This window comes from Tritonibacter mobilis (assembly GCF_001681715.1).
Taxonomy (GTDB): domain Bacteria; phylum Pseudomonadota; class Alphaproteobacteria; order Rhodobacterales; family Rhodobacteraceae; genus Epibacterium; species Epibacterium mobile.
In genome coordinates this window covers 220,439-239,456 of the sequence record NZ_LNWY01000012.1, presented here as the reverse complement: position 1 = coordinate 239,456, position 19,018 = coordinate 220,439, and the positions used below count along the sequence as shown (strand labels likewise).

Sequence of the window (19,018 nt, the reverse complement as noted above, 5' to 3'; positions counted from 1 at the left end):
GATCATATGAGATTCTCGGCCCGGCGCGGACAGAGATATCCTTTGTAAGGCTATAGACGGGCCGTAACGGCGCGTGTCCTGTGCTTAGGATTTGGGCGGCGTCCTTAGCCGACTTGCATGAACGACTGACCAGAATTCCAGTCCTGAGCCCAAGCAAGAAAACTGTCGCGATCCATTGGGCGCGCGAATGCATATCCTTGCAAGACGTCGGCCCCAAGATTAGCGAGTATCTTGGCTTCGGCCTCAGTTTCCACGCCTTCCACAACCGTTGCAGCACCTGCACTTGTGGCCATTTCGATCAATCCACGCATCAGGTCTCTGCGCGCAGGCTTGCTGTCGATACCGGTCGTGAACATACGATCAATCTTGAGCCTGTCGGGGCGCAGCGCCAGCACGCCTGCGATACTGGCATGCCCCGTGCCAAAGTCATCAATTTCGATCCCAATGCCCATCGCTTTCAGGGCGTCGATTTGCTTGGCGTAATCCTCGTCGACATGATCCAGAAACACCGTCTCTAGGAGTTCAAAAGCCAAGCCGCTGGTGGGGAGGTCTGTGCGTTGCTTTAACTCTTCAATCAAGCCTGGATGCCCCAGCCGCTCTGCAGAGACATTCACCGATATGCTGGGTAAGTTAATGTTATGTTCGGCGAATTCCCAATAAGCAGCGAGCGCAAGGTCCAAAATTCGCCGATCCAGTTCCGCTAGCATGTTCACTTCTTTGGCGATGGATACAAAAACATCTGGGCCGACGATGCCGCGCTTGGGGTGGTGCCAGCGGGCCAAAGCTTCACAGCCGGCAATCGCCCCGGTTTTCCCATCGATTTGCGGCTGGAAGGTCACTTTGATTTCATCGTTTCGGAACGCCTGCTTAAAGTCCCGGATCAGATCCATTTTTTCATCATGCGCCGCGCCAATGGCGGAGGAGTACGCGTTGACGCAGGATCGCCCGTCGGCCTTTGACGCATAAAGAGCCAGATCGGCGCGCCGCAGCGCGGAAAGAAGCGTTTCACCGGGCTCGCAGAGTGCAAACCCAATGGAGACACCAACTTCAAGCTCGACGTCCTTGTAGCGCACCGGCTGAAGCAGTTCGAACAGGAGGTCGGAGCAATACTCGAACGCCTCTGCCTCGCTTCCGGAAAATTCCACCAGCAAGGCAAACTCATCCCCTCCTATGCGGAAAGCGAAATCGCATCCGGGCTGGATCTTGTCCGAAATTCGCCGTGCAGCCTGTTCTAGGACCAGATCGCCCACTTCGTGGCCATAGGTGTCGTTGATATATTTGAAACGGTCCAGATCAAGCGCGATAACCAGCGTACCGGCCTGCTGAGCTGTCGCAGGCGCTGAGGCAATTTCTTCCAAGTGCTTGCGATTGCCCAGACCGGTGAGTTTGTCATGTCGGGCCGACCAGGCGCTCTCCTCCTGAGCCGCGCGCATCGCCTCAAAGGCTTCTTCCGCCATCTCTCGGCTCATACGCTCTTTGCGGATTGAGGCCATGCGCTGGTCAATCTCTTCTTCAACCCGGTCGAGAACGCGGTTGTAGCGATAGGCCAGCACGCCCAATTCTGACGAGCGTTCGATGCGCACGCGGCTGCTGAACGATCCGGTCCGCTGGTGACGTTTCATTTCTTCCAGCAATTCCAACAACATGTTTCGCTGGTTGTTTTCTGCGAGGTTGAGGCCGCGCACTTCATCTCGGGGGCGCGCGCGCAGGAGGCCGCGGGCCTTTAAAAGCAGGATCAAGGGCGTCATGCAGGATATGACCCAGATCCCAACGACAGCTGCGCCAAAAGCCTGCACGCCAAGCTGGGCAATCCGGCTGCCTGCAGGCAGTGCATCCTGTGGAGCCGCGAAGGCCACTGCCAGCGTGCCCAAAAGACCCGCCGCCAGATGAACAGGGATTGCGCCAACAACGTCATCGATTTCCAGCGCGTCCAATATATCACGCGCCACAATGACCGCGACCGCGCCAGCGGCGCCAATCAAAAAGGCTGTCGGCCCGGATATCAGATGGATGCCAGCGGTGCTTGCTACAAGTCCACCGAGGAAGCCATTGACCAAGAGTTCCGCCCTGACACAGCGAAAGATGCAAAGGCCGATGGCGATGCTGGCCAGACCCGCGCCTGCTGCAGATAGCATTGTACGGGCGATGACAGGGCCGACATTCGTGTTAAAGGCCAGCGCCGATCCGCCATTGAAAGCCCCCCAGCCAACCCAAAGCAGCAGCCCGCCCAGTGTGACCAGCGAGATGGAGTTTTCCTCAAAAAAGCGGTTCTTTCGACCGTAGCGCCCCAGCCTTGGACCCAAGAAGATCACGGCGACCAAGGCCGTCCATCCGCCCACGCTATGCACCACCGTTGCACCAGCAAAATCGATGAATCCGAGTTGTCGGAGCCAACCCGCCTCATTCCAGATCCAATGACCGGCAATCGGGTAGATGAAGGCGCTGAGTGCGATCGACACAATCATATAGCCTAAAAACCGCTCCCGCTCGGCGACCGCGCCGGAGACGATGGTGGTGGCGGTGGCAGCAAAGGCCATTTGAAACAAGAAGATCGCGGCTGAATGACCTGTGGCGTTGTCGAGCCGGGGCAAAAAACCACCGGTCCCAAAGAGGCCCCCAAAGCTGGTGCCGAACATCAGGCCAAAACCAACCAGCCAGAAACATGTGCTGACGACGCAGACATCCGCCATATTTTTGAGCGCGACATTGGCAGCATTCTTCGTCCGGACGGTGCCGGACTCAAGGCAGAGGAACCCGGATTGCAGGACAAGCACAAGAAGTGCTGAAATTAGCATCCAGACAGCGTCAATTTCTGACATGAGCACTCACTCGCAACACACAACAAACCGTTCCGACCTCCATTGTGACGTCAGCAGGTCAAAATACAGTTACTTTCTGAATGTGTTTTGACCGTGTTGTGCCGCGAGGGGATGTGGTGATGGATGCGAGCCAAGTGGTTGTATCAAGATGGAAAACCAACCTGAGATGTCGCTTTAACCGTCGGTGCGCGACGATGTCCTGTATGATTGAAACTCTCGAATGGCCAATTCACCGCGGGCGCATTCCGCGTAAAGAGCGTCACGTTCCTTGGTTGTCAGGGTAGCTATCTTGGATGGGCGCTGCTCTGGCAATTGGCTTGCGGCTTCAACCCATGCCTCAGGTGCATCGCCCAAAAGATATTGCCCAAGGTGGGGGATTTCCTGTCGTGGCGCAGCGCAAAGTTCTTCGTAGGAAAGCACCATCAGATCCCGCCCCATCAGGGTTTGAAGGCTGGTTTCCATCATCGCCGACCAGAAGGCCGCGCTGTCGGTCAGGCTCGGGCGCTTTGCCAAGATGCTGCGTAGGCCGAATACGCCGCCGAAACGTTCGATCACGGGCCATAGGGCGCCGCGACCGTAGTGGGTTTGGGGATCGAAAAGATCGATCCCAAACGGGCGTAGGTGCCGCCACATCCAGATTGCCACGCGGGTGGCCGGGTAGTCGCGCATCGAGAGCACCGTATCAGGCCCATTTCGCAACAGCAAAACCGGACGCGCTTCGGGAAACATTTCGAGGAGCGTTTTGGCCGCCACCAATGAGCCTCCGGAGCGTTCGACCCAGATCTGCTTGCCGCCCTGGCTATTCGCAAGGCTTTGAAATAGCGCCCGATACTGATCACCCATGTCCCTGCGGTTCCATTGTGGGACCTCGGACGCGAGTTGAGCAAACAGCGCGTCTGGAGACTGCGAGAGATGCGGTAAGGTGATCGCTAGTATGGGAGGGCAGAACCATGGGTCATGCGCTGGAGTTTCGACGCGCCCATAGAGGAACTCATTGGGCGCGCTGTCGGGGTTGCCGATCTGTGACAAAGCGCGCGAGGGTTTGGACAGATTGCGCCAGAATGTCTCTCCACTCAGTTGATCTGGCCGAAAGGCATTTGGCCCAACGGTCGAGAACAATTCCGACAGCGACAGGATCGCAGGGTGCAGCCGCAGAATATCGGAAACCAAAGTTGAACCACATCGGGCGGAACCAAGGATTAATCCACCCGTCAGCTTGTGAGCAGGGTTATGCATCGCTTGCCTCCTTGAGCGCGCTCAGCATTGTGTTCACCGCGGCGTGTGCCAACGCCTTTGGCGACCTTGGGGACACCATATCCAGACGCCCAATCGCGGCTAATGCGACCACGCCGTGAACGGAAATGAACAACTCCTCGGCGCGTTCGGCTGCATTCTCTGACGGGGCCAGCGCTGCTATGGGATGCGCAATTTTTGCCAGCAGGGCATTGATTGCGGCCATGTACCACTGCGGGAAAACATCCGTGACCCGGTCTCCTTCAAAGAGGCCGCGCCAGACCCCTTTGCGTTCTAGCATAAAGTCCACATAGGCCTCCGCCAGCGCATAAAGCCAAGGTTCCGGCGGCGCATCCGGCAAGGCATCAATCATTTCGCCCAGCTCCCGAAAGGTGTCGCGGTTTACCTCGATCAGCACGCTGTGGAGATCCCCGAAGCTTGCGTAAATCGTGCCGCTCGTAGCACCTGAAGCCTGCGCCAATGCGCGCGCCGTCAGAGCAGGGGGGCCACCTTCTTCCAGCAACCCTCGGGCGGCGGAGACCACTGCGGCCCGCAGTGTTTCGGGATCATATTGCCGGGGCCGTGCCATGTGGATCTCCAGTTTTGGAAAGGCCCATAATTGGAATGGGCGCTGGGTATTTGAACAATGTTCTGAAATGATCTTGACGATCCGGTCGCATATGTCAATATTTTAGAACGATGTTCAGAAATGGATTGTTTATATGTTTCCTATCGCGCTTACCATTCAAGGAACGGGTAGCTATCTGCCTGAAAATAAACGTCTCAGTACGGATATCGATCGCCGCCTTGGTTGGGAGGCCGGGCAAGTGCAGGCGCGGTTTGGTCTTGAGAGCCGCGCGGTCGCAACGCTTGATGAAACCAGTTCGATGATGGCGACAGAAGCTGCGCGCCGCGCAATGGATATGGCCGACTGCGGGCCGGAGGATCTGGACCTGATCCTCGGTGCCTGTGGCGTGATGGAGCAGCCGATTCCATCAACGGCCGTGCTGGTGCAGGATCGCCTTGGCTTGGGACAATCCGGCATCCCGGCCTTTGACATCAATGCGACCTGCCTTGGGTTCTTGCAAGCGCTCGATGTTGCGGGCCTCTGGGTGACAGCGGGACGCGCGCGGCGTGTGCTGATCTTCTCTGCCGATATCGCATCCGTGGGGCTGAACTGGTTGCACCCCGAGAGTGCCGCGATCTTTGGCGATGGGGCAGGGGCGGTTGTGGTTGGCGCGGGCGAGGGGGCGGTGCTGTCACATGGCTTTGCGACCTATGCTGAAGGCAAAGAGGCCTGCGTGTTGGCAGCGGGTGGCACACGAGTAAACCCGGTGCGGGGCAGCGATGAGGGCGACGATTGTTTCCAGATGGATGGCGCACAAGCCTATCGACTGGCCGCTGGCTATCTGCCGGACTTTGTGACTGATCTGCTCAAACGCGCAGGGCTTGAGCGTGATGAACTGGATGCCGTCTTGCCGCATCAGGCCAGTGCTCAGGCGTTGCGTCTGATGACGCGCGCATTGCACCTGCCACAAAGCAAGGTAGTGGATATTTTCAGCAATCACGGCAATCAGGTGGCGGCCTCCATTCCCACGGTTCTGGACTACGCGGTCCGAAATGGACGTTTGCAGCGCGGTGACAAGGCCTTGTTGATCGGAACCTCTGCCGGGATTTCGATTGGCGGAACTGTGGTGCAGTTTTGATGCGTGCGCTGATCACAGGGGCGAGCGGCTGCTTGGGCCGCGCCTTGGTCGATGAACTCTCGGGTCATGGCTGGCAGCTGCGCACCACGGCGCGCGTGCCTGCGGATCTGCCCGATTTTCACCCTGCAGATTTGGTTTCTGATGATCTCCTGCCGCTGACCCAAGGCATGGATGCTGTTTTTCATTGCGCGGCCCTTAGCGGCGGTTGGGGCAGTCCGGTGGAGTTTGAGGCCGTGAATGTTACTGCAACGCAGCGTTTGCTGCGGGCTGCGAAAAAAGCAGGCGTCGCGCGTTTTGTTTTTGCCTCAACGCCAAGCATCTATGCGGATGGGCGAGATCGGCTGAACCTCAGCGAAGACGCCGAACTCCCGCCGCGCGCCCTGTCGCCTTATGCAGAGACCAAACGTCGGGCAGAGGCGTTAGTCTTGGCTGCGAATGGAGAGATGCGTTGCACGGCCATCCGTCCGCGCGCCATCTATGGCCGCCATGATCGTGCATTGCTGCCGCGCCTCCGCGCCGTCATGGCGCGCGGTTTTGTTCCGATGATATCAGGAGGCCAGGCCAAGATTGACCTGACCCACCGCAGCGATGCCGCCCGTGCAATGCGATTGGCAGCGGCAGGTCCTGCGGGTGGCGTATGGAACATCACCTCTGGCGAGGTATTCAGCTTTCGCATGCTGGCAGTTCTGGTGGCCCGCCATGGTGGCTATCAGCCGCGACGATTGCCGCTCCCCTATCCGCTGGCCTATGCAATCGCCTCGCTGTCTGAGCGGCGCGCGCTTTGGATGGGCGCAGGTGAGCCAGCTTTGACCCGTCAGGCGGTGGTGTCGCTGGGGCGCTCTTTGACGCTTGATATCAGTGCCGCGCGCCGAGACCTCGGGTATCAACCTTTGGTGACATTGGAAGAGGGGCTGTCAGAATGCTTCGCGTGACACCTATGCGCGTCGGCAGTTGCCGCGTGCGTCCGTTTGCAGCGGGGCTGGCTGGGTGGCGAAAAGTCGATCTGCCTGCTTTGGCGACGCTAATTGAAACCCCAAACGCTAACGTGCTGGTTGATTGCGGCTACGGTCCGGCGTTTTTTGATGCCACGCATCGCTTTCCCGCGCGGGCCTACCGGATCGCAACGCCGGTTCAATTGCCCGATCATGAGCACATCATGTCTCAGCTCAATTGTCGCCCGGATCTGATCGTTTTGACCCACATGCACGGGGATCATGTGGCAGGGCTGATGGATCTGCCGCGCGATGTTCCGGTCTGTGCGTCTGGCGCGGCAATTGCCCATTTGGCGACATTGCGCGGGGTGAAAGCCACGCTTGAGGCCTGTCCTCCGATCTTGCGCGATGGGGTTCTGGCCCGCGCGCCGCAGCCCGTTGAGGACCAAGACCTTATTGAAACCGAGTTACCAGAATTTCCGCAGGGGCGTGATCTGCTCGGCACGGGCGAGTTAATCGCCATTCCCTTGCCCGGGCATGGTGTTGGGCAGATCGGGATTTGGGTGCCGCAGACGGCGCATTTCCTGATTGCCGACGCCGCTTATGGACGCGAGGCGCTGCGCACGGGCCGCATGCCCCCCGCTTTTGTGCTGCATCGTTTGGGGGATGCCGCGCGGTATCGCGACACTTTTGCGCGGTTGCGGAGGCTGATGGGCGCGCGGCCCGATATAACCTTTGTGCCGTCGCACTGCCGGGAGGTGATCACATGAGCCTCGGGGCTTTTGTGCGGACCCGGTATGGCGCAGGCTGGCGCACACGCGCGGCGCTTGAGGCGCATCAACGCGCTGGCTTTGCACGCTTTCGGGCCAAAGTGATGCCGCGCTCGCCGTTTTATGCGGCGTACGCGGATCGGCTCCTGCAGGATTTGCCGCCCATGAACAAGGCGCGGCTGATGCAGAGTTTCTCTCGGATCAACACCTGCGGGATCGCTTATGATGAGGCGCTGCATGTCGCGTTGAAAGCAGAACGCAGCCGTGATTTCAGCCCCACCATCGGCGAGGTGTCCGTGGGCTTGTCGACCGGAACGTCAGGGCAACGGGGGCTGTTTCTGGCGACCCCCCAAGAACGGCGCATGTGGGCTGCGATCCTGATGGGGCGGTTTTGGCCAAATCTTATGCAACGCCAGCGCGTTGCGTTCTTTATGCGTGCGGACAACGTATTGTACCGAACTTTGAGCAATCCACTGGTGCGGTTTGAGTTCTTTGACATGCTCAGCCCGTTTGAGGCGCATCTACCCCGACTGAACGCCCTCGCGCCAACGGTGGTGATTGCGCCAGCAAGCCTGATGCGTCATCTGGCGCAGGCAAAGAGCGAGGGACGTATCAGGATCGCTCCGCACAAAATCATCTCCGTCGCGGAGACGCTTTGCCCCGATGACCAAGCCCTGGCCGAGGCGGCGTTTGGCTGCAGGCTTGATGAGGTCTATCAGGCAACGGAGGGGGTGCTGGCCTTTACCTGTCCTGCAGGATCGCTGCACCTCAATGAGGGATGGTTACAAATTGACCGGGATGTGATCGATCCGGACACAGGTGCATTTTGTCCGATCATTCATGACTTTACCCGAGAGAGCCTGCCGATTTTGAACTATCGTCTGAATGACGTTCTCCTGCCTGAACCTGCCCCCTGTGCGTGCGGGTCCGCCTGTGTCCGGATCGCCCGGATTGAGGGGCGCGAGGATGACATGCTGTGGTGGCAGGGAGAGAATGGCCGCAAAATGGTCCCGGCAGAGGCCATTCGCAGCGCGATTGCCGCGATGCGGGCCTCCGTACGGGATTATTCCATCATTGAGAAACAGGGCGTGCTCACCGTTTGGCTGGATCACCCCACCGAGGGGGCCACAGCTGAGGTCGCGCATGCGCTGCACAAACTTGCGCAGCGACTTGAGGTCTCTTTGCCCGTGCTTGACATACGTGTTGGCTGCCCGCCGCGAACCGAATTTAAGCACCGCCGCATTCGTGTTGAGCGTCAATAGGCCGTCATAACGGGACAGGACCTGTCACCCCGAGCAGCGCACGCGTAGACGAAAATGCATAGCGTGAAGCTGCTGGAGCAAAGAAGCCTCATGGCGCGTGATTTTGTTTACAGACCGCAGTGCTTCAGATCCGCGCTACCGTCCTAAGCGGCTACACCGCGCTCAGCATACCTGTCACAGAGCCCACAGGATAACTAATGATGGAGAAAGGGAAAGCCTGCCTTGCAACCTCTTTGCATAAAAAGCTCTATAAATGGGCCAGCGGTAGTCGTTTCGCCATCTCTGCGCGCTACGATGGGCTTGGCAGCGAGGGCTATAAGGATTTTGGCCTGACCATCGACTACAGCCTGCGCTTCTAACCAGCGCTCAACCTTTAAAAGGGGCCGCGAGAGTGGCCTCTTTTTTCTTTGCTGTTTTGCACTTGTCCTCATCGCTCTGGCAGGTTGCGAAGAGATCGCGTATTTCTCCGCAAATCTATACGTTAGACCAGAGGGCGCGGATGACATCTGAAACCACGGATTTACCGCGGGTGAGCGATCCCAGCCCACCACCGCCCTTCAAGACGCAACTGCTCAAATGGGTCGGCAACAAACAGCGCTTCGCCCATGAGATCGTGGCGCATTTGCCAAAGGACTACGGCACTTATTTTGAACCATTTCTGGGGGCAGGCGGCGTGATGGCAAACCTGCGCCCGCATCGCGCGGTGGGCTCCGATATCTATGCCCCGCTGATCGACATCTGGCAGGCCTTGCACGACGATCCGGATCGTCTCAATCGCTGGTATCAGACCCGCTATCAGAGCTTTATGGCGGGCAACCGCGTCGCCACCTATGAGGCGATCAAAGCGCGCTATAACCTTGCTCCCAATGGTGCGGATTTCCTGTTCCTGTGCCGTGCCTGCTACGGTGGTGTTGTGCGCTTTCGGCGCAAGGATGGCTATATGTCCACGCCCTGCGGCAGCCATCCGATGATGAAGCCGCATAAATTCGCAGAACGGGTCGAGATGTGGCGCGACCGCCTGTCAGGCGCGCGTTTCGCTTGTCTGGATTACCGCGCCGCCATGGCGCAGGCGCGGGCAGGCGACGTGATTTATTGCGACCCGCCCTATGCGCATTCGCAAACTATCCTTTACGGTGCGCAGGCGTTTCGACTCGAAGAACTCTTCGCCACGATCGCCGCCTGCAAAGCGCGCGGGGTGCGGGTGGCCATGTCAATCGACGGAACCAAGAAATCCGGCGATATCTACTGCGACATTCCAATCCCACAGGGGCTGTTTGACCGCGAGATCCTCGTCAATATGGGCCAGTCAATGCTAAAGCGTTTCCAGATGGGCGGCCAGCGGATGGAGACAGAGGTGGTAAGGGACCGGTTGCTCCTCACCTACTGACCCGCGCCTCTTCTAACCTCAAATATCCCGGGGGAGGCCCGCAAAGGGCCGGGGGCAGCGCCCCCAATACCGGTGCCGCGATCACGCGTTCAGGAAGCTGCGCACCGTAGCTTCGAACTCACGCGGTTTTTCGGCGTGCAGCCAATGACCTGCACCGGGGATCTTGGCAAAGCGAGCGCCCGGAAACAGCGATTTGATGCGGCCGCGATGCTCCGCCAGCACGTATTCCGAATTGGCCCCTGTCAGGAACAAGGCCGCGCCGTCCCAATGGGTTTCAATCTCCGGAAACGACAGGATATGCGGCATCTCGCGCTCCAGTGTGTCGAGGTTCAACCGCCAGCGTTTGTTTTCCACATCAAGGGACTGGGTGAAAAAGCTCTGCAACATCGCGTCCACGCCAGCCTCTGCCAGCTGTTCTTGCGCATCCGAGCGGCGCGTCACGCGCGACAGATCCACGCTGCGCATGGCGGTGATGAAATGCGCCTGAGTGTGCTGGTAACTCACCGGCGCAATATCGGCGACCACCAGACGGTTCACGGCCTCCGGGTGGTTGAGTGCCAGTACCATCGCCGCCTTGCCGCCCATGGAATGTCCCACCACATCCATGCGGCCGCCATGGGTGGCGATCACCTCTGCCAGATCCTCAGCGAGATCGACATAGGTGTGGCTCTGGGTCTGCGGACTGAGGCCGTGGTTGCGCATATCCACGGCAATCACCTGCCGTTCGTCCGAAAGCCGCTTGGCGATCACCCCCCAATTGCGCCCGGAGCCATAGAGGCCATGCGCGATCAGCAGGGGTGGTTGGTCCGTCGGGGTGCCATGTAGGATCGTGTTCAACATACCGCGGTGATAGCCACAACAAGCGACGGTGTCAGCCCCCAACCGCGCACGACTCTTGCGTGCAGGCCGATCAAGCGACCTCCGGAATTGTGTCTAGAGCAAAACCTGATCACGCAATGCTGCAGATATGAGCAATCTACTGGGAAAGGGAAATCACCTACTCCAACAGCAAAGCATATGAACCTAAGTTGCAGATGATAAAACTGTCGAAGACAAAACTATTTGGGGACAAACTGTGATGCCAGTGTTCAGCAAGGAAACCGCCAAAACCGACAGCAGTGATGGCGAAGGGGATCCGTGTGGTCCATACCGAGCGCTTTTGTTTAGCGACAGCGGGGGCTTGACGCAGTTTGGTGCTTTTGAAGAAATCCTGCCTCCGGGGTCTTCTTCGTCTGTTAAGCACTGGCATGCGGGGGAGGACGAGATGGTTTATGTCTTGGAAGGCGAGGTCACTCTTCACGAAGGCGGCGACAGCGTCGTTATGCGTCCGGGCGACGCCGCAACATTCAAAGCCGGTGATCCAGTCGGACATTGTATGCAAAACAACAGTGACACAGAGGTTCGGTATCTCGTGATTGGTACGAGGTCTCCGCGTGACGTTGTGACCTATCCCGATCACAATCGCATTTTGCACTTCGACAGGGAGAGCGGGAACCGCCGCTGGACGGATCATGCTGGATCTCCTGCTGATACCCCTTATCAAACGGACTAAAGAGATATTTTGCAGCTATAGAAAGGGGGCGTAAGGCAGTTTGCCTGAGTGTTGCGGTCCGTGGTGTGAAAAGCAGCATCAGATAACACAGGCCCCACCACCTTCATGGATTTGCGCGCCGAGTTTGCATTACCTGAGTGAGCCTTCGATCATGTTAGGGGGCGACAGCCGATCTCATTCGTCATCGCACGCAGTATGCGTTCCACTACCAGCCTAGCCATTGAGATCATGCAAGGCTGCCGCTATGGTCGCGCCTGCTGTAGCGTTGCCGTTAAGGACTTCTCCCCATGAGCGAAACACTTGAGAGCGAGTTGGATCAACTTCGCGCGTTGCTGGAAAAGCGGCTGAAGCTCTCGGGTGAGCTGTCGGAGAGTTTACGCCGTGCCCGGCGTCATTTGCCGCATCGGTTACGCAAAGCGGCGGATGATCTTATGTCCGCCGAGAAGAGCTTTGCCCATCCACGCCTGGCTGCGGCGCTGGACGAGGAGGGACTGGTCAAGAAAGCGCGTCGCCTGCGGGCTTATCTTGCGGAGCTCGACCTCAAGGACAGGCGCAAGGGGCGCCTTCTGGATATGGCCGCCACCTCGGCCTTTGCCGTATTGTGCGTCATAGCGCTTCTGGTGGTCGTGCTGCGCTGGCGGGGGTTCGTCTGATCCCGTGAGACCCGACCGGGCGGTAAGGCGCGTGTGAGAGCGCGTCGCGCACCACCAGGGTGACGGTGACAAAACTCACATACAACAGCAGATACCAGCTGCCCATTTTGGCAAGGCTGACCCAATGGTCACTGTCTTGCCCGGCATAGAGCCATGTGCGCGTGCGGGTGCCGACGTTTTCCGCCACCCAGAGAAAGAAACTGGACAGGAAGGCCGCCAGTGGCAGTGGCATCCAATAGGCGTGGCCGCCGATATAGAACCAGATCCGGGTGCGGATAAAAATCACCACCGTGGCAACAAACAATGCCAGCCTGATGTCCGGCATGAAATGGTGGCTGAAGAAATTCACATAGATCGCCACCGCAAGGCCGGTCGCCATCCATAGCGGCGGGTAGGGGGCAAAGCGCATGTCAAACAGGCGGATCACTCGCGCCATATAGGACCCCACCGAGGCATACATGAAGCCCGAGAACAGCGGCACACCCCAGAGTTTCGCCAGACCATCACCAGGATAGGCCCAACTGCCGGCATCGACCTTGAAGATTTCCATGATCGTGCCGGTGAGGTGAAACAACAGGATCACCCGCACCTCGCGCCAGCTTTCCATGCCAGTGGCCAGAAACACCACCTGAAGTCCCAGCGCATAGATCAATAGCGCATCATAACGCGCCAATGCCCAGTCCGCTTGCCAGATGCGACTGGAGATCAACAGCCCACCCAAAAGCAGGATACCAAAGATCGCAGCCCAGCCCTGTTTCAGGGTGAACATCACGAATTCTGACAGATAATGCGGCAGCCGCGCGCGCATCCAGTCCCCAAGGGCGCGCTCAAGACGGCGTGTACGGGTGACGCTGGCGGGCGTATGGAGTGTCTGCTGGGTCATATGAGGGAAATGACTGCAAAACGAGCATGAAGTCTATGTGCTTTTGACGCGCGGAGGGTCTTTGAAGCCGGGATTTGCATTCTGGGGGACATGCGGCCTATAGACGGATATGGCGTGAACGCGGTTCAAGAAATCGGATGGATAAGATGACAACAAAGGCAGAGCAGCGCAGGGCGGACCTTCGTGAGAAGCTGGTGAATGCAGCAGAGGCGCGTATTCGCGACGCAGGCGTGACATCGCTCAGGGCGCGGGATCTGGCCAAGGATGCAGGCTGCGCGGTGGGGGCGATCTACAACGCCTTTGACGATATGACAGCCTTGGTTATGGCAGTAAACGGGCGCACGTTTCAGCGCCTCGGGGCAGAGGTCGAGGCCGCCGTGGCCGCATCACAGTGTGCCGCCGCCAGTGAACGGCTGATCCGGATGAGCGAGGCCTATCTGGACTTTGCCAGCGCCAACAATCGCCTGTGGAGCGCTTTGTTCGATCTGGAACTGCCAGCCGATGGGGCAGTGCCCGATTGGTATCGCACCGCACTTGATCGCTTGTTTCAGCATATTGCAGGCCCAGTTGCCGAGCTGTTTCCCGATCAGCCCCGCGCGGAGCAGGCGCTGACCGTGCGGGCGCTGTTTTCTTCTGTGCATGGCATTGTGCTGCTGGGATTGGAAAACCGGATCTCTGGCGTGCCCCCGCATGAGATCCGGCGCATGATTGCACTGGTGCTGTCACGGTTGACGGTAAGGTAAACCTTACCTTTATGAACACTGTTCATTTTTATTCTTGAACGGCGTTCAGGAATGCCGTACACCCTCCATATGAACGATGTTCACGAATGGAGGAATGATCGTGTTCTCAACGCTCAAAACCCTGATGGTCGGTGCAAACCGCCGCGCCGAGATCCAAGTGCGCCAGCAATTTTCCATCGAGTTGATCGAGGAAAAGATTGCCCAGGCCAATGATGATCTGAAGTCGGCCAAATCCACACTGGTCAGCCTGATCCAAAAGGAACGCGCCGAAGGGCGTCAGATTGCAACGCTGACAACGCGGATCAATGATCTGACCCTCCGCGCCAAAGCCGCACTGGCAGATGGGCGCGACGATCTGGCGACAACCGCCGCAGCCGCCATCGCCGAGATGGAAAACGAACGTCGCTTGCGTCAGGAGACACAAGCGCGACTGGAATCCCGCATTCTGCGTCTGCGCCAATCTGTGGAAACCGCCAGCCGCCGTCTGATCGACCTGCGTCAGGGGGCCATCGCCGCCAAGGCCGTGCGGGGCGAGCATCGCGCGCAGGCCTCTCTTGGACGCGCGCTCCACGGTCGGCCAATGGATGAGGCGGCAGAGCTTATTCAAGAGGTGCTGGGGCAGCAAGATCCTTTTGAGGCCTCGGAAATCCTCAACGAGATTGAAACCGGCCTCACGCCCCATTCCGTTGCAGATCAACTGTCAGACGCGGGCTTTGGCGCCGCCACGCGCAGCACTGCCAATGACGTGCTGAGCCGTTTGAAATCCGACAGCTGACCTGAATTCTCTCCGGGGTAAAGACGCCCCAGTTCATATGGGCAAACGCCCGGTATTACCTGACCAATTTCAAATCAAAGGATCTGACTTATGTCTAACATGCGCAACGAAAACGCCCTGATCACCAACCTCAACATTGCTGGCGTCGTAATCGCTTATGGGATGCTCGGCATTTCGCTCTGGCTCTCGACCGATGTGCCGCTGTCGACCAAAGGGTATTGGGGGATGGGTATCCTTCTGCTTACCCTGAGCCTGATCAACGTGGTGAAGTACCGCTTTGACATCCGCCAGAGCGAAGACCGTATTCGCCGCATTGAAGACATTCGCAACGAGCGCATGCTGGAAGACGCGCTGAAAGAGCCGACGTCTGAGGGATAAGTTCCTTCCTGGATCGTGCCGATCAGACAACAAAAAACCGCCGCGCTATTTGGCGCGGCGGTTTGGTTTTTACCCGTAGTGGGGATCGATCAGAGGTTCGGATAGAGCGGGAAGCGGGCGCACAATGCCGCGACTTTGCCGCGCACCGCTTCTTCAACCGCGCTATTGCCGTCTTCGCCATTGGCAGCCAGACCGTCGACCACTTCGACAATCAACTGTGCGATTTCGCGGAACTCAGCCTCGCCAAAACCACGGGTGGTGCCTGCCGGGGTGCCCAGACGAATGCCGGAGGTCACGGTGGGCTTTTCCGGGTCGAACGGGATGCCGTTCTTGTTGGTGGTGATATGGGCGCGCCCCAGTGCCTTGTCGACGATATTGCCGGTCACGCCCTTGGGGCGCAGGTCCACCAGCATCACATGGGTGTCGGTGCCGCCGGTCACAATGTCCAGCCCGCCCTTGATCAGCTCATCCGCCAGCGCAACCGCGTTTGCACGCACCTGCTTTTGGTAGGATTTGAACTCAGGCTTCAGCGCTTCGCCGAACGCGGCCGCCTTGCCTGCGATCACATGCATTAGAGGACCACCCTGAATACCGGGGAAGATGGCGGAGTTCACCTTCTTGGCGATATCGGGGTTGTTGGTCAGGATCATACCACCGCGCGGACCGCGCAGGGTTTTGTGCGTGGTGGTGGTGGCGACATCCGCATGCGGGAAGGGCGAGGGGTGCTCGCCTGCGGCCACGAGACCGGCAAAATGCGCCATGTCGACCATCAGATATGCGCCGACGCTGTCAGCGATTTCGCGGAATTTGGCAAAGTCGATCTGACGCGGGATGGCGGAGCCACCGGCGATGATCAGCTTGGGCTGGTGTTCGGTCGCGAGCGCATGAATTTGATCGTAGTCGATCAGGCAGTCGGATTCGCGCACGCCGTAGTGCACCGCGTTGAACCATTTGCCGGACTGGTTCGGCGCGGCACCGTGGGTCAGGTGACCGCCGGACGCGAGATCCATGCCGAGGATGGTGTCGCCGGGCCTAATCAGCGCCTGAAACACGCCTTGGTTGGCCTGGCTACCAGAGTTCGGCTGCACATTGGCAAATTCACAGTTGAACAGCTGCTTGGCACGGTCGATGGCAAGGTTTTCCGCCACGTCGACATATTGGCAGCCACCGTAGTAGCGACGGCCCGGATAGCCTTCGGCGTATTTGTTGGTCAGCACAGAGCCCTGCGCTTCCATGACAGCGGCGGAGACGATGTTTTCCGAAGCGATCAGTTCGATCTCATCGCGCTGGCGGCCCAGCTCATCTGTGATTGCGCCAAAAAGCTCGGGATCACGTTCCGAGAGGCTTTGGGTGAAGAAACCGGGGTCGCGGGTCGCGTCAGTCATGTTGGCTCCGTCTGGTTGGGGCTGATATTTGCGAGATTTCCTATAGGAAACTTCACAGATCTGAAAGGCTGTAAAGCGACGAAACGCATCAGGTGAACGGCAACTCTGGTCAACGGGGAAAACCTGTGCTTGTTTCGGAACCGTTTGGACCCTACCGGAAACAGGATCGCGCCATATGAGAATCGCATTTCTGGCCAGCGAGGCCCCTTTGGCGCAGACGGCTCTTCATGTGCTGAGCAAGCGCTATGGCTCTGTCGCGGTGGAGGCGGCGGATGTGATCGTCGCCCTCGGGGGCGATGGCTTTATGCTGCACACGTTGCGGGACACCGTGAATCTGAATATTCCGATCTACGGAATGAACCGTGGCACGGTTGGTTTCTTGATGAACTCTTACGGCGAGGGGGAGCTTCTGGAGCGGCTGGAGGCCGCCAATGAGGAAATCATCCACCCTCTTCGGATGCACGCAAAAGATCGTGCGGGCAAATTGCATGAGGCAATGGCGATCAACGAGGTCTCGCTGTTGCGGCAGGGACCGCAAGCGGCCAAGTTGAAGATCTCGGTGGATGGACGCCAGCGTATGGCGGAGCTGGTCTGCGATGGAGCACTGGTCTCCACACCAGCGGGCTCCACCGCCTATAATTTCTCAGCCCACGGTCCGATCCTGCCGATCGGGGCGGATGTGCTGGCCCTGACCGCGATTGCAGCCTTTCGCCCGCGCCGCTGGCGCGGAGCATTGTTGCCAAGCGGCGCGACAGTGCGGTTTGACGTGATTGATGCGGCCAAACGGCCTGTGATGGCGGAAGCGGATTCGGTGTCGTTCAAGGAAATCGATTGGGTCGAAATTCAGACGGAGCGCGGGATCAGCCATAAGATCCTGTTTGATCCCGGACATGGGCTGGAAGAACGGCTGATCTCCGAGCAGTTCAACTGAGATCGGTGCCAAGCGGGCGCGCTGGCGCGCGACATGTTTAGCCTCGGACCTTTTGGTCCGGGGCCGATGCCTCCGGCGGAGGTATTTTACGAAAAGATGAAGGGCAGAGGGGCGGAGCCCTGTTTCACATCCGCTCCCACAACAGCGGAGCCATCTGGCCGATGCGGTCCTCGATGGCGATGGCGGCGTCCACGGCCATATCCTCGCGCCAGCGTTGGGCCACGATCTGCACGTTGATGGGTTGTGGGCCTTTGGGCAGCTGCGCCAGCCGGGACGGCACGCAGGCGGCGGGCAGACCCATGTAGTTCATGGCATAAGAATAGACCGCACAGCCGAGGACATCATGCGCGCCCTCAACACCTTCGCGGTCACGATCCGGCGCAAAGAAGGGATGCGGCAGGAAAGGCGTCAGCACCAGCGGGTAGTCCGCCATGAACATCGCCCACTGACGGGCGTAGTGGCTGCGTTTGGCGTACATCTTGAGGAGGTCTTCGCCGAGGAAGGGCGGGAACTCCTGAAAGTAAGTGTCGAACATGGTGCGGATCACCTCGGAACCGACAGCATCGACATCCGATTTCATGAGCGTATGGACTTCGCCCATGAGTGCGCGGTAGCCGGTGCGCCCGGCCTCAAACACATTGGGGGGCTCGACCTCTTCGACGATATAGCCTGCATCCAATAAGGCATCGCGCGCCGCCAGCAGCGCGGCTTCGACCTCCGGGTGCAGATCATAGCCATGGGTGTTGCGGGTGAAGGCCACCTTGATGGGAGCATCGGGTTTCGGGCCTTGCCATGGGACCGGCGCATGGAAGGGGTCACGCACATCCGGTGCGACCATCGCGGGCATGGCGAGATGCAGGTCGCGCGCCGACCGGGTCATCAGGCCCTGCACGCTCATCAGCTGTGCCAGCAATCCGCGTTCGGCTTTTTGGCTGGGGTTCCATGCTGGCACGCGGCCAAGGCCCGGTTTGACCGTGACCGCACCATTGGCGGCCGCGGGAAAGCGCAGGGAGCCGCCGATATCGTTGCCATGCGCCAGCGGGCCGATCCCGGCCATGACTGCGGCACCGCCGCCACCCGAAGAACCGCCGGGAGAGATATGCCGCCCCCAAGGGTTGTGGGTGCGCCCGTAAAGCGGATTGTCGGTGTCCGCGCGGAAGGAAAACTCCGGCGTGTTGGTGCGTCCGATCACAACCGCGCCCGCACGTTCCAGATTTTGCACCACCGGGGCATCATCGGGTGCGATCAGATCCTTGAGCGCGGGAATGCCGTTGGAGGTGGCGTGGCCGGTCTGGTCCACGTTGATTTTGATTGTCACAGGTACGCCATGCAAGGGTCCGCGCGCGGCCTCTGGCGTACTGTCCAGAACCTCGGCCCGTGCAAGCGCCTCATCCCGCAGATCCTCAACCACCGCGTTGAGGGCTGGGTTCACCGCATCCATACGCGCCAGTGCGGAGGCAACCGCCTCGCTGGGGCGGATCTCGCCACTGCGGGTCAGGGGGGATAATTCATCTGCGCTCAGGCGCCAAAGCTCTTGATTTGACATGTTAACAATCTCCTTGATCGGGAGACTAGTGCGCCAACACGGAGCTGGGAAGGGGATATTTCT

The 19,018-nt window shown here is 59.1% G+C and carries 19 protein-coding genes and 1 pseudogene; 13 read left to right on the top strand and 7 right to left on the bottom strand.

Annotation, left to right across the window (positions count from 1 at the left end):
* Positions 1 to 104: 104 nt before the first annotated feature.
* The 3 genes from UB90_RS12370 to UB90_RS12360 form a co-directional block, all read right to left on the bottom strand.
* A complete protein-coding gene (locus tag UB90_RS12370; protein WP_065325992.1) occupies positions 105 to 2,819 on the bottom strand; it encodes an EAL domain-containing protein in 2,715 nt (904 codons plus the stop codon).
* 174 nt (positions 2,820 to 2,993) lie between these two features.
* Entirely contained in the window at positions 2,994 to 4,055 is a 1,062-nt protein-coding gene (locus tag UB90_RS12365; RefSeq protein WP_065325991.1) for a sulfotransferase, read from the bottom strand.
* The gene (locus tag UB90_RS12360) at positions 4,048 to 4,641 is read right to left on the bottom strand and encodes a TetR/AcrR family transcriptional regulator (protein ID WP_065325990.1); all 594 of its coding nucleotides are present in this window, start codon (positions 4,639 to 4,641) and stop codon (positions 4,048 to 4,050) included. The genes UB90_RS12365 and UB90_RS12360 overlap by 8 nt, the downstream gene beginning before the upstream one ends.
* A gap of 133 nt (positions 4,642 to 4,774) precedes the next feature.
* Between UB90_RS12360 and UB90_RS12355 the strand changes: the two genes are divergently transcribed.
* From UB90_RS12355 to UB90_RS12335, 7 genes and pseudogenes are all read left to right on the top strand, one after another.
* Positions 4,775 to 5,758: a 3-oxoacyl-[acyl-carrier-protein] synthase III C-terminal domain-containing protein gene (locus UB90_RS12355; protein ID WP_065325989.1), complete on the top strand. Its 984-nt coding sequence runs from the start codon at positions 4,775 to 4,777 to the stop codon at positions 5,756 to 5,758.
* Positions 5,758 to 6,690, top strand: coding sequence for an NAD-dependent epimerase/dehydratase family protein (locus tag UB90_RS12350; protein ID WP_065325988.1), 933 nt, complete (start codon positions 5,758 to 5,760; stop codon positions 6,688 to 6,690). The genes UB90_RS12355 and UB90_RS12350 overlap by 1 nt, the downstream gene beginning before the upstream one ends.
* Positions 6,678 to 7,460: an MBL fold metallo-hydrolase gene (locus UB90_RS12345; protein WP_065325987.1), complete on the top strand. Its 783-nt coding sequence runs from the start codon at positions 6,678 to 6,680 to the stop codon at positions 7,458 to 7,460. The genes UB90_RS12350 and UB90_RS12345 overlap by 13 nt, the downstream gene beginning before the upstream one ends.
* A complete protein-coding gene (locus UB90_RS12340) occupies positions 7,457 to 8,722 on the top strand; it encodes a F390 synthetase-related protein (protein WP_065331975.1) in 1,266 nt (421 codons plus the stop codon). Before UB90_RS12345 ends, UB90_RS12340 begins: the two co-directional genes overlap by 4 nt.
* A 48-nt stretch (positions 8,723 to 8,770) precedes the next feature.
* A pseudogene (locus tag UB90_RS22735) lies at positions 8,771 to 8,916 on the top strand (IS5/IS1182 family transposase); the annotation flags it as partial.
* A 3-nt stretch (positions 8,917 to 8,919) separates the two neighbouring features.
* Positions 8,920 to 9,081 (top strand): hypothetical protein, encoded by a 162-nt coding sequence (locus UB90_RS22815; RefSeq protein WP_157888764.1) that lies wholly within the window; start codon positions 8,920 to 8,922, stop codon positions 9,079 to 9,081.
* Between the two features lie 140 nt (positions 9,082 to 9,221).
* Positions 9,222 to 10,109: a DNA adenine methylase gene (locus UB90_RS12335; RefSeq protein ID WP_065325985.1), complete on the top strand. Its 888-nt coding sequence runs from the start codon at positions 9,222 to 9,224 to the stop codon at positions 10,107 to 10,109.
* A gap of 81 nt (positions 10,110 to 10,190) precedes the next feature.
* Here UB90_RS12335 and UB90_RS12330 read toward each other — a convergent pair whose 3' ends face one another.
* Positions 10,191 to 10,949, bottom strand: a complete 759-nt coding sequence (locus UB90_RS12330) for an alpha/beta fold hydrolase (protein WP_065325984.1) — start codon at positions 10,947 to 10,949, stop codon at positions 10,191 to 10,193.
* A gap of 238 nt (positions 10,950 to 11,187) precedes the next feature.
* Between UB90_RS12330 and UB90_RS12325 the strand changes: the two genes are divergently transcribed.
* Positions 11,188 to 11,661 (top strand): cupin domain-containing protein, encoded by a 474-nt coding sequence (locus tag UB90_RS12325; RefSeq protein ID WP_065327190.1) that lies wholly within the window; start codon positions 11,188 to 11,190, stop codon positions 11,659 to 11,661.
* 287 nt (positions 11,662 to 11,948) lie between these two features.
* On the top strand, positions 11,949 to 12,314 hold the full coding sequence (locus tag UB90_RS12320; RefSeq protein WP_065325982.1) for a hypothetical protein: 366 nt from the start codon (positions 11,949 to 11,951) through the stop codon (positions 12,312 to 12,314).
* Here UB90_RS12320 and UB90_RS12315 read toward each other — a convergent pair.
* Positions 12,268 to 13,197 (bottom strand): DUF817 domain-containing protein, encoded by a 930-nt coding sequence (locus UB90_RS12315; RefSeq protein ID WP_065325981.1) that lies wholly within the window; start codon positions 13,195 to 13,197, stop codon positions 12,268 to 12,270. The two genes, UB90_RS12320 and UB90_RS12315, sit on opposite strands and share 47 nt — an antisense overlap.
* Before the next feature lie 146 nt (positions 13,198 to 13,343).
* Here UB90_RS12315 and UB90_RS12310 point away from each other — a divergent pair, with 146 nt between their 5' ends.
* The 3 genes from UB90_RS12310 (at position 13,344) to UB90_RS12300 (ending at position 15,093) form a co-directional block, all read left to right on the top strand.
* Positions 13,344 to 13,940, top strand: coding sequence for a TetR/AcrR family transcriptional regulator (locus tag UB90_RS12310; protein ID WP_065326103.1), 597 nt, complete (start codon positions 13,344 to 13,346; stop codon positions 13,938 to 13,940).
* Positions 13,941 to 14,034: 94 nt separating this feature from the next.
* On the top strand, positions 14,035 to 14,715 hold the full coding sequence (locus UB90_RS12305) for a PspA/IM30 family protein (RefSeq protein WP_081285576.1): 681 nt from the start codon (positions 14,035 to 14,037) through the stop codon (positions 14,713 to 14,715).
* A 90-nt stretch (positions 14,716 to 14,805) separates the two neighbouring features.
* Entirely contained in the window at positions 14,806 to 15,093 is a 288-nt protein-coding gene (locus tag UB90_RS12300) for a YiaA/YiaB family inner membrane protein (RefSeq protein WP_065325980.1), read from the top strand.
* Between the two features lie 89 nt (positions 15,094 to 15,182).
* Here the strand turns inward: UB90_RS12300 and glyA are convergent, their stop codons facing one another.
* On the bottom strand, positions 15,183 to 16,478 hold the full coding sequence (glyA, locus tag UB90_RS12295; RefSeq protein ID WP_065325979.1) for a serine hydroxymethyltransferase: 1,296 nt from the start codon (positions 16,476 to 16,478) through the stop codon (positions 15,183 to 15,185).
* 175 nt (positions 16,479 to 16,653) lie between these two features.
* Here glyA and UB90_RS12290 point away from each other — a divergent pair, with 175 nt between their 5' ends.
* Complete coding sequence (locus UB90_RS12290) at positions 16,654 to 17,409, top strand: NAD kinase (protein WP_005621436.1); 756 nt, start codon at positions 16,654 to 16,656, stop codon at positions 17,407 to 17,409.
* A 124-nt stretch (positions 17,410 to 17,533) separates the two neighbouring features.
* Here UB90_RS12290 and UB90_RS12285 read toward each other — a convergent pair whose 3' ends face one another.
* Positions 17,534 to 18,955, bottom strand: a complete 1,422-nt coding sequence (locus UB90_RS12285; RefSeq protein WP_065325978.1) for an amidase family protein — start codon at positions 18,953 to 18,955, stop codon at positions 17,534 to 17,536.
* Positions 18,956 to 19,018 lie beyond the last annotated feature (63 nt).